The sequence below is a fragment of the Halovivax sp. genome (assembly GCA_007119345.1).
Classification (GTDB): Archaea; Halobacteriota; Halobacteria; order Halobacteriales; family Natrialbaceae; genus Halovivax.
In genome coordinates this window covers 1-10,414 of the sequence record SKPV01000091.1, presented here as the reverse complement: position 1 = coordinate 10,414, position 10,414 = coordinate 1, and the positions used below count along the sequence as shown (strand labels likewise).

The window sequence follows — 10,414 nt, the reverse complement described above, 5'->3', positions numbered from 1 at the left end:
GTCGCCTTCGCGGCCACCGCCCTCCGGCCGCCGTCGCCCGCGTCGTTCGGTCCGGACCGCGTCGCCGCGGCGATCCGTCGGTCCGTCACCGATCCGGCCGAGGCGACCGCGCTCGCCGCGCTGGCGTGCTTCGCCCTCGGCGCCGCCCTCAACCCCGGGTTCTACCCGTTCGGGTTCCTGGCGGGCCTGACGGCGATCCTCATCTACGTCGGTCGGATGCAGGGGACGTCGTCCCTGCCCGAACCGCCCTCACCGCCGCGCCATCCATAGGCCGTTCCCGACGACCGGCCCGTTCGTCGCCCTCGTCGCCGATCGAGTCCGCGGGACGACGGCGCACGGCGCGGTCGGTTCGAAGCCCTTATACATCGCAGTTGGATAGATTCGACAGACTCGCTGGGCGGCGGGCACCAGCGGGCACCCGTTCGGCTCCGGCCACGGGTCGGGATGTGGATCGCGTCGCGATCTGAACCAGGAAACGCCCGCGGTGAGACAGATGGCACGAAGCTTCTACTCCCATATCAAGGACGCCTGGAAGAACCCCGGGGACGGCAAGCTCGGGGAGCTCCAGTGGCAACGCAAACAGGAGTGGCGCCGTCAGGGCGCCATCGAGCGCATCGACCGACCGACCCGGCTGGACAAGGCCCGCGAGCTCGGCTACAAGGCCAAGCAGGGCATCGTCCTCGTTCGGGTGTCGGTCCGCAAGGGGACCGCGCGCAAGCAGCGGTTCACCGCGGGCCGACGCTCGAAGCGCCAGGGCGTCAACCGGATCGGCCGGCGCAAGAACATCCAGCGCATCGGCGAGGAGCGCGCCTCGCGCAAGTACCCCAACCTGCGCGTGCTCGGTAGCTACTGGGTCGGCGAGGACGGCTCGCAGAAGTGGTACGAGATCATCCTCGTGGATCCGGAACACCCCGCGATCCAGAACGACGACGACCTCAACTGGATCTGCGACGACAGCCACAAGAACCGCGCGTTCCGCGGCCTGACCAACGCGGGCAAGTCCAACCGGGGCCTCTACAACCGCGGCAAGGGCACCGAGAAGGTTCGCCCGTCGAACGTGCGCGGCAAGGGCGGCGGGAAGTAACGGCGCGGTACGCTGCCCGGTTTTTGCAGCCGACGCGGATGGCGGCCGGGTTTTGCGACGGCCGCGATCGACGCGGATGGCGGCCGGGTTTTGCGACGGCCGCGATCGACGCGAGCGACACGATCGTCCGGCTGTGAGGCCGCACGCCCGACCTGGGTCTCGCGTCGCCGAGATCCCCCGTGTTCGCCACGCCCGACGCCGATTCGTGTCAACGGAACGTACTTGTAAGGGCGGCGAGTACGCATCCCATGACCCTCCTCCGTCGCGAGTACGCGGTGCCGGCAGCGGTGTACCTCGGGGCCGTCATCCTGATCACGTTCCCCGCCACGATGGTGCTCACCGCCCTCGGGTCGGCGGGACTCGAGGCGCTCGGCGTCGACCACCACCTGGCGCACGGACTCGTCCTCGCGGCGTCGTTCCTGATCGCGCTCCAGCTCGCGGTCGAAGCCGCCGCCCTCCAGCTGGGGGGCGTGGAGGCCCTCCATCGCGGATCGAGGCGGCAGGCGATCGTCCGGCACGCGGCGTTCGCTGGGGGCGCGTTCCTCGTGCTCGCGTTCGTCACGGTCGTCGGACTCGGGACCGCCGCGGCGGAGTTCGGCCCGCCGGCCGCGGTCCTCGGCGGCCTCCTCGCGCTGGCCGGGGGCTGGGCGCTGGTGCGGGGCGGGCGGTCGTTCCTCGCGGGGTATCGTTCCGGGGCTAACCCGCGGTGAGCGCGGCCGATCGATGGGTCTCGAGCGACCGCCATCGTCGACGGTCCGGGCTCGACACCGGAGGATTCGCCGTCCGGCGCGACGCGGGTGAGCGCACGATCCGGGACCGACCGCTCGCGATCTCGCGTCGGGAACGCCGCCCGTGGCCTTAACCCACAGGCCGGCGTACTCGTCACCATGACCGACCACATCCTCGTCCCGTTCGACGACTCCGAACGTTCCACCCAGGCGCTCGAGTTCGCCCTGCGAGAACACCCCGAGGCCCGGATCACCGCGTTGCACGTCGTCGATCCCAGCGACTTCTACGCGGCGACCGGCATGGAGGGCGGCGCGATGGCCAACTACGACGAGATCATGAGCCACCAGAACGAGCGCGCCGAGAACCTCCTCGCCGAGGCGACCGAGCTCGCCGAGGGGGCCGGCCGGGAGCTCGACACCGACCACGTCGTCGGCAGCGTCTCGCGGTCGATCATCGCGTACGTCGAGGACTCCGACGTCGACCACGTCGTGATGGGCAGTCACGGTCGGACCGGCGCCCGGCGGATCCTGCTGGGCAGCGTCGCGGAGACGGTGGCGCGCCGGTCGCCCGTTCCGGTAACGATCGTCCGCTGAGGCTCGTCCGTTCCGGTAACGATCGCCCGCTGCGGATCGCCCGCTGCGGATCGCCCGCTGCGGATCGCCCGCTGCGGATCGAGCGCGGGCGCGTGCGGGCCGCTCAGTCGAGAGTCCGCTCCAGGCTCGGCGAGAACGACTGATCCCTCGCGACGACGGTCTCCGGCTCGAACCTGATCAACCCCCAGCGGTCGGGGTCGATGTCGACGAAGCGTTCGTCCCACGCCTCTCGATCCGGTCCGAGGTACCGCGCTAGCAGTCGGTTCGCCCGCTCCTCGTCGAAGGGAACGATCTCGGCTCGGCCGCGCATCCCGACGTGGCGGACGCGCCCGGTCTCGGCGTCGAAGTCGACGATCGCGACCGCCGTCTCCGGCGTCCGCTCGACGCGCGTGGCGTAGGACTTCTCGACGGTGTCGGCGATGATCCAGATGCGATCGTCCTCCCACAGGTACCACAGCGGCGAGAGCCGCGGATGGCCCTCGGATGAAGTTTGGGCGAGAAAGCAAAACAGCGGACGGTCGAGCACCGCGTCGAGGTCGTCCTCGAGGGTTCGGTCGACGATTTCCATACGGACGGGTGGCCCGCGCGATACGTATTCGTTTCCTGAAATCGATTTCAGTGCCCCGGCGGGACGGGTCCGGTCGGTCGGTCCGCGAGACCCGAATCCGTCCCGCCGTCGGCGTCCGGGTTCGGGTCTCAGTTCCGCAGGAAGTCCGGCTCGGTCCGCTTCTCCTCGCGCTCGGACTCCAGGTGCGCGCGGAACTCGTCGATCTCGACGTCGTACTCCTGGTCCTCGAAGCGGTCGCGCACGGAGATCGTGCCGGCGTCGGCCTCGTCGCCGCCGACGATGATCTGGTAGGGGACGCGGTCGTCGTGGGCCGCGCGGATCTTTCGGCCGAGGGTGGCGTCGCTCTCGTCCACTTCGACGCGGAAGGCCTCGAATTCGTCGGCGACCTGGCGGGCGTAGTCGCGGTTGTCGTCGGAGATGGGGAGCACGCGCAGTTGCTCGGGGGCGAGCCAGAGCGGGAAGTTACCCTCGTAGTGCTCGATGAGCATCATGAAGAAGCGCTCGTAGCTGCCGTACAGCGCCCGGTGGATCATCACGGGCCGGTGGGACTCGTTGTCCTCGCCGACGTAGGAGAGGTCGAATCGCTCGGGCATGTTGAAGTCCAGCTGGACGGTGGGGCCGTCCCAGCTGCGACCGATGGCGTCCTCGAAGGCGAAGTCGATCTTCGGCCCGTAGAAGGCGCCGTCGCCGGCCTCGATCTCGTACTCGTGCTCGCGAGACTCGAGGACGGCCTCGAGCTGGGACTCGGCTTTCTCCCAGATCTCGTCGCTACCGACGGACTTCTCGGGTCGGGTCGCCAGCGCCATCTCGTACTCGAGGTCGAACGTCTCGAGGACGTCCGAGATCATGTCGAGGATGCGTTCGACCTCGGCCTCGATCTGGTCGGGCCGGACGAAGAGGTGGCCGTCGTCGATCGTGAACGCCCACACGCGCGAGAGACCCGAGAGTTCGCCGCGTTGCTCCTTGCGGTAGACCTTCCCGTTCTCCGCGTAGCGGATCGGCATGTCGCGGTAGCTCCAGGAGTGGTCCTGGAAGATGGAGGCGTGGCCCGGGCAGTTCATCGGCTTCAGGCCGAACTCGTCGTCGCCGAGCTCGAAGACGAACATGTCCTCGCGGTAGTTCTCGTAGTGGCCCGAGCGCTTCCAGAGGTCCGTCTTGAAGAGGTGCGGGGTCTCGACGTACTCGTAGTCGGCCTCGCGGTTGAGCTCCTCGACGAAGTCTTCGAGCTCGCGGAGCACGGTCTTGCCGGGCGGGTGGTACAGCGGCAGGCCGGGACCCGTGACGTCCTGGATCGAGAAGAGATCCATCTCGCGGCCGATCTTCCGGTGGTCGCGTTCGGCGGCCTCCTCGCGCCGTTCGAGGAAGTCCTCGAGGGCGGACTCCGCTTCGAAGGCCGTCCCGTAGATGCGGGTTTGCATCGGATTCTCCTCGTCGCCGCGCCAGTAGGCGCCCGCGATCTCGAGCAGCGTGAGGGCGCCGATCTCGCCCGTCGAGTCGACGTGCGGGCCGGCACAGAGGTCCGCCCACTCGCCCTGTCTGTAGAACGAGACCGTCTCGGAGTCCTCGGCGAACTCCTCGAGGAGCTCGAGCTTGTAGGGCTCGTCGGCGAGTCGCTCTCGGGCCTCCGCGATCGAGACCTCCTCGCGCTCGATCTCGTAGTCGGCCGCGACGATTTCTTCCATCTCGGCCTCGATGCGCTCGAGGTCATCCTCGTCGACGTCGAGGTCGTCGAAGTCGTAGTAGAAGCCCTCGTCGGTCGGCGGGCCGATGGCCAGTTTCACCCGGTCCTCGTCGAACAGGCGCTCGACGGCCTGGGCGAGACAGTGCGAGGCCGAGTGGCGCATCACGCGCAGGTACTCCTCGGAGCCGTCGGTGACGATCTCGAGTTCGGCGCCGTCGTAGACGGGTTCCTCCCTGGCGACGAGCTCCCCGTCGAGTTTGCCCGCGACCGTGTCGCGGCCGAGGCCGGGGCCGATCTCGTAGGCGCAGTCCTCGACGGTCGCGCCCGGCTCGACCGCGAGCTCGGATCCGTCGGGCAGTACGACCGCTATCTGTGACGCTGATTCTGAATCTGACATGGATTGCGTACGTGCTCTGGTGGCGTGTCCGCCCGCACCGCGGGCTGTCCGATCGAGTTCGACCCAGCACACGGTAGGTGGAAGTCAAAGGCGGGCGACGAGCCCTGTAAAGCGGACACCTACCATCGTGGCTACGCGTAGATGAGACCGGGATAAAAGTATTGTGATGGTGCGAGCGGCCTTCGGGGCCGGCCCGGCGCGTCGCCCCCTTGCGAGGCTCCCGGCTGCCCCGGGCCGCTCAGCCGACTGTCGGCCGTCCGTCGGACCGATACGCGTTTTTCGCGCGGCGTCGTGCGTGAGGTATGACCAGTCGACGCGATCGGGCGAGCGGCGACGGGCGCGGGCGGACGATCCGGGCCGTGCTGTTCGACTTCGACAACACGCTCTACCCCTACCCGCCGTGCAACCGCGCCGGGAAGGCGACCGCGCGGGAGGTCGCCCGCGAGCGCGGATACGAGTTCGGGGACGACGAGGCGTTCGAGACCTTCTACCGCCGGGGACGCGCGGCGGTAAAGCGGGAGGTTCCCGGGACGGCCGCCTCCCACGAGCGCTTCCTTTACTTCAAGGCGGCGCTGGAGGACCGCACCGGGACGGCCCGGCCGGCCGACGCGCTGGCGCTCGGCGAGGCCTACTGGGAGGGGTATCTCGACGCGATGTCGCCCTTCCCCGACGCCGAGGAGACGCTGGCCGAGCTGTGCGATCGGGGGATCGACGTCGCGATCGTGACGAACCTCACGACGCGGATCCAGCTGCGCAAGCTCGCCCGCCTGGGGATCGGCGAGTACGTCGATGCGCTGGTCACCTCCGAGGAGGTGGGGCAGGAAAAGCCCGGATCGGCCCCCATCACACGTGCGCTGGCGAGGCTGGATCGCCGGCCCTCCGAGGCCGCGATGGTCGGCGACGACGTCGAGGCCGACGTCGTCGGGGGTAACGCCGCGGGCCTGGAGACGGTGCTGTTCAACGCCGACGTCGACGGACCGCTGGCCGAACCGCGGAAACCCGATCACCGGATCGACGACTTCGCCGACGTCCTCGAGGTGGTCTCGTGATCCTCGACGCCGAGCGCCGGACCGTGGTCGAGCGCGCCCCGGACCTCGCCGCCCTCACGCCGGGCCGAACCGGCAACCTGAGCGTCCGCGACGGGACGGACGGGGACGCGTTCGCGATCACGCCCACGGGTGTTCCGTACGACGCGTTCGACGCGGCGGACGTACCGGTCGTGGGCGTCGACGGCGAGCGCCGCACCGGCGACATGGCGCCGAGCAGCGAGGTGCCGATGCACGCCGCGATCTACCGGCGGGCGAACGTCGGCGCGATCGCTCACGCGCACTCACCCTGGTCGACCGCGATGGCGGTCGCTCGCGAACCGCTGGCGCCGATCCACTACATGATCGTCGCCGTCGGCGATCGGGTGCCGGTCGCCGAGTACGCGCCCTACGGGACGGACGAACTGGCCGAGAACGTCGTTCGCGCGATGGACGACGCCGGGTCGACCGCCTGCTTTCTCGAGAACCACGGGCTGGTGGTCACCGCCGACGACGCGGCGACGGCCCTGGAGAACGCTGTCCACGTCGAGAGCATCGCGGCCCTGTACCTCCGGACGCGGGCCGCGGGCCTGGAGCCGCGGACGCTCACCGACGAACAGCTGGCGACCGTCCGCGAGCAGTTCGAATCGTACGGGCAGGGGTAGCCGGTGACCGGGCGTCGGCCACGGCGGGGATCGGGACCGACGGCGGTGCGGGTTCAGTCCCGGTCGGCGTCGGCGAGCAGCTCGCTCGCCGTCACGAGCGCCTCCACCTCGACGCCGGCGTCCTCGACGTTCTCGCGCCCGCCCTCCTCGCGGTCGACGACGACGAGCGCGCGCTCGACGGTCGCGCCCGCCTCGCGCAGCGCCTCGACCGCGTCGATCAGGCTCGTTCCCGTCGTGACGATGTCCTCGACGACGACGACCGCCTCGCCCTCCTCGAGGGCGCCCTCGATCAGGTTTCCGGTGCCGTACTCCTTGCGCTGCTTGCGCGCGATGACGTACGGGACGCCCGCGGCGACGCACGTCGCGGCCGCGAGCGGGACGCCGCCGAGGGCGACGCCGGCCAGTTTGTCGTCGGATTCGATTCGCTCCCCGAACGCCTCGGCGATCAGATCCAGACAGCGCGGATCCGTCTCGAAGAGGTACTTGTCGACGTAGTAGTCGCTCGTCCCGCCGTGGGAGAGTTCGAACTCGCCGAAGCGGACGGCGTCGGCCTCCCTGAGGGCGTCGATGAGTTCCCGATCGGCCATGGTCGAACGGGCACAGTCCAGCGAGATAAGCGGTGTGGAACGCGGGCCGGCAACGTTCACCCGAGTGGCCGCTTCTCGCGATGACGCGCCCGGCGCGGCACGACGGCCGTTTGGCGATCCCCTGCGGCTCGGGGATTCGGTCTCCGGTTCGCCAGCGCGGCTAGCCGAGCGGACGGAGGGTACCGAACGACTATCGTCGACGTCCGTCACCACGGCTCGTCCTTGAACCCGAGCCAGTACGCCGCGACGTTCGTCGAGACGTGCAGGATCGGGGTCAGGACGAAGATCACGACGAGCACGCCGAGCGTGAACCAATCCGTGAACCAGCCGGGCGCGGCGACGAACGCGAACGCGAGCGAGACGACGACGAAGTCGAGCTGGTCGACCAGCGGGAACGGGGCGCCGCGCTCGCGGCCGGTCCGGCGCTTGAGGAACGAGGCCAATATGTCGCCGCACATCGCGCCGAACGGGAGCGCGAGGACGGCCGCGGCGGGGAAGGTCGGCAGATCCGCGCCGATCGCGCTCCCGACGTCGCCGGCGACGGCGTTGAGCGCGAGCGCCAGGAGCGCCCCCGCCGCCGTGCCGACGGCCGTCCCTCGCCAGGTCTTACCGTCGCCGAGCACGCGCTTTTCGCCCCAGGTTCGGCCGCCGTCGATCGGCCGCCCGCCGCCGGCCAGCACCGCGGCGTTGTTCGGCACGTACGCGGGCAACATCAGCCAGAACGCGACGATGACCGTCTCCACGAGTGCCATGTCGGTCGGGCGAACGCACCCCCGTCCCTTAAACGATATCCAAACCGGCTCGCTCCGCGGCCGGCGTTCCGACGCGCCGCCCGTTCGGCGTTCCGACGCGCCGCCCGTTCGGCGTTCCGACCCGCTGCTGATTCTAACTCCCACCGGACGCCCGGTCGAATCCGACCGACGATGACTCGGACGTCAGCCGGACGCCGGGCCGGACCGCCCGGTCATCGACCCGGACCCGACCGGCCGCGGCGCCGAATCATCAACGCCCATATATCCAGCCCCGAATGGGTCGCGTATGCTCCCGCCGATCGCCCGCCGCTTCGTCGCCGGCGAGTCGCCGGCCGCCGCGCTCGAACACGCTCGCGAACTGAACGAGCGCGACGTGGCGGTCATCCTGAACCTGCTCGGCGAACACTACGACGATCCCGAACCCGCCGAGGCCGACGCCGCGGCCTACCGGCAGCTGATCGACGACATCGCCGACGCGGACCTCGACGCATGCGTCTCGATCAAACCCTCCCAGCTCGGCCTCGATCTCGGCGAAGATCGGTTCCGAGCGCTACTCGAGGAGGTCGTCGCCCGCGGCGCCGAGCGCGACGTCTTCGTCTGGGTCGATATGGAAGATCACACGACGACCGACGCGACGCTCGACGCCTTCGAGGACCTGGCCCGCGAGCACTGGAGCGGCGAGGGACCCGACGGAGGGATCGGTCTCTGCGTCCAGGCGAACCTGAAACGAACCCGTGAGGACGTCGAGCGCCTCGCCGACGTCCCCGGCAAGGTCCGCTTCGTGAAGGGCGCCTACGACGAACCCGCGGACGTCGCCTACGCGGACAAATCGCGGGTGAACGAGGCCTACCGCGAACTCCTGGAGTACGCGTTCGACCGCTACGACGGCGGGATCGCGATCGGCAGCCACGACCCCGAGATGATCGACTACGCGAAGGAGCTCCACGAGGAACGCGGCGCCGACTTCGAGGTGCAGATGCTGATGGGCGTTCGCGAGGACGCCCAGGTTGAGCTCGCGGCCGAGGGCTACGAGGTCTGGCAGTACGCCCCGTACGGGAAGAAGTGGAAGTCGTACTTCTGGCGGCGGATCCGCGAGCGCAAGGAGAACCTCACCTTCGCCCTGCGGGCGATTCTCGGCCGATAGTCGGCCGACCGCTAACGACGACGCGCGACGGTTCGCCGGTCGGCCGCACAAGCGAGATCCGGTCGCTCGACGGACGGACCGCAGGGACCGCCGATCGGAGAGACGTCCTCGCCGCGTCACGAATGGAAGCGCTCTTACGCTCACGGTGAGAGAACCCGAATATGACGTCGTGGAAGCGGGATTTCGCGAGCGGGCTCGTCGTCCTCGGGCCCATCCTCATCACGCTCTTCGTCCTCTACTGGCTCTACGGGTTCGTCGCCGGACTGACTCCCGGGTTCATCCTGCCGGACGACCTTCTTCACGGGATCGTCGACGACGAGAACCTCGCCGAGCGTCTCACCGGACTGTTGCGCGTGTTCGTCACGCTCTCCGTGCTCACCATCCTCATCTTCGCCATCGGCTACCTCATGCGGACCACCGTCGGCGGACTGGTCGAGCGCCTGCTCGACGACGTGGCGAACCGACTTCCCGGCCTTCGGGTGGTCTACAACGCCTCGAAGATGGCCGCCGAGACCGCCTTCGGCGAACAGGAGAGCCTCCAGGAACCCGTCAAGCTCGAGGTCTGGGAGGGGCTGCGCATGACCGCCTTCCGGACCGGCAAGTCGGCCGACGACGGCCGGGAAGTGCTGTTCCTCCCGACGTCGCCGAACATCACGACCGGCTTCGTCATCGAGGTCGAGCCCGAGCGGCTCACGGAACTCGACGAGGACGTCGAGGACGCGCTCACACGCGTCCTCAGCGCGGGATTCGGCGACGCCGACCGCGGGCGCAGCATGGACGCCGGCGTCCCGATCGACGTGGTCGACGAGGGCGCGGCGAAGCAACAGGACGACGACTAACGACGAACTTTCACGCTGCGCTCGGGCGCGACGGCGCCAGCACTGCTGGCGCACGTCGCGTCGTCGCTCGGTAAAACTTCGATGAAAAGCACTCCTCCCTCCCCGCCAGCCGCGCGAGGCGCGGCTTCTGGGTCGGTCGTCGACCCGCTCGCTCGTCCGCGCGGCGGACTCGCTCGCGGCGGGAATGCTGGACGGAAGCCTGCCCTCCCCCGGGTCGCGCGCTCGTCGGATTCCGGCGAGCGCGCTCCCCGCCCGAAACCGGTTCTCCTGAAGGCAGTGCTCCATTGAAATCCGGGGCCGGGAGCGTCTCTCGGTGCACTGCGCCGAGGGCGCGACCCGGGGGAGGGCAG

12 protein-coding genes are annotated in these 10,414 nt (G+C 69.5%); 8 read left to right on the top strand and 4 right to left on the bottom strand.

The window, feature by feature from the left end:
* From QZT59_RS06320 to QZT59_RS06305, 4 genes are all read left to right on the top strand, one after another.
* Window positions 1-270 (top strand): hypothetical protein (locus QZT59_RS06320; RefSeq protein ID WP_290812944.1); only part of this gene is annotated, 270 nt, incomplete at its 5' end.
* A gap of 223 nt (window positions 271-493) precedes the next feature.
* Entirely contained in the window at window positions 494-1,084 is a 591-nt protein-coding gene (locus QZT59_RS06315) for a 50S ribosomal protein L15e (RefSeq protein WP_290812941.1), read from the top strand.
* A 248-nt stretch (window positions 1,085-1,332) separates the two neighbouring features.
* A complete protein-coding gene (locus QZT59_RS06310; protein ID WP_290812938.1) occupies window positions 1,333-1,794 on the top strand; it encodes a hypothetical protein in 462 nt (153 codons plus the stop codon).
* 177 nt (window positions 1,795-1,971) lie between these two features.
* Complete coding sequence (locus QZT59_RS06305) at window positions 1,972-2,406, top strand: universal stress protein (protein WP_290812935.1); 435 nt, start codon at window positions 1,972-1,974, stop codon at window positions 2,404-2,406.
* Between the two features lie 103 nt (window positions 2,407-2,509).
* Here the strand turns inward: QZT59_RS06305 and QZT59_RS06300 are convergent, their stop codons facing one another.
* Window positions 2,510-2,974 carry a pyridoxamine 5'-phosphate oxidase family protein gene (locus QZT59_RS06300; RefSeq protein ID WP_290812933.1) on the bottom strand — a complete coding sequence of 155 codons (465 nt, stop codon included), beginning with the start codon at window positions 2,972-2,974 and terminating at the stop codon, window positions 2,510-2,512.
* 128 nt (window positions 2,975-3,102) lie between these two features.
* Window positions 3,103-5,052, bottom strand: a complete 1,950-nt coding sequence (gene thrS, locus QZT59_RS06295; protein ID WP_290812930.1) for a threonine--tRNA ligase — start codon at window positions 5,050-5,052, stop codon at window positions 3,103-3,105.
* Between the two features lie 302 nt (window positions 5,053-5,354).
* On the opposite strand from thrS, the gene QZT59_RS06290 reads away from it, so the two are divergent.
* The gene (locus QZT59_RS06290) at window positions 5,355-6,101 is read left to right on the top strand and encodes an HAD family hydrolase (RefSeq protein WP_290812926.1); all 747 of its coding nucleotides are present in this window, start codon (window positions 5,355-5,357) and stop codon (window positions 6,099-6,101) included.
* Window positions 6,098-6,742, top strand: coding sequence for a class II aldolase/adducin family protein (locus QZT59_RS06285; protein WP_290812923.1), 645 nt, complete (start codon window positions 6,098-6,100; stop codon window positions 6,740-6,742). The genes QZT59_RS06290 and QZT59_RS06285 overlap by 4 nt, the downstream gene beginning before the upstream one ends.
* Before the next feature lie 53 nt (window positions 6,743-6,795).
* Here the strand turns inward: QZT59_RS06285 and pyrE are convergent, their stop codons facing one another.
* Together pyrE and QZT59_RS06275 are read right to left on the bottom strand one after the other, a co-directional pair.
* Window positions 6,796-7,329, bottom strand: a complete 534-nt coding sequence (gene pyrE, locus QZT59_RS06280; RefSeq protein ID WP_290812919.1) for an orotate phosphoribosyltransferase — start codon at window positions 7,327-7,329, stop codon at window positions 6,796-6,798.
* 206 nt (window positions 7,330-7,535) lie between these two features.
* Complete coding sequence (locus tag QZT59_RS06275; protein ID WP_290812917.1) at window positions 7,536-8,081, bottom strand: CDP-2,3-bis-(O-geranylgeranyl)-sn-glycerol synthase; 546 nt, start codon at window positions 8,079-8,081, stop codon at window positions 7,536-7,538.
* 286 nt (window positions 8,082-8,367) lie between these two features.
* On the opposite strand from QZT59_RS06275, the gene QZT59_RS06270 reads away from it, so the two are divergent.
* Window positions 8,368-9,225, top strand: a complete 858-nt coding sequence (locus QZT59_RS06270; protein WP_290812914.1) for a proline dehydrogenase family protein — start codon at window positions 8,368-8,370, stop codon at window positions 9,223-9,225.
* Window positions 9,226-9,386: 161 nt separating this feature from the next.
* The gene (locus tag QZT59_RS06265; RefSeq protein WP_290812911.1) at window positions 9,387-10,064 is read left to right on the top strand and encodes a DUF502 domain-containing protein; all 678 of its coding nucleotides are present in this window, start codon (window positions 9,387-9,389) and stop codon (window positions 10,062-10,064) included.
* Window positions 10,065-10,414: the final 350 nt, after the last annotated feature.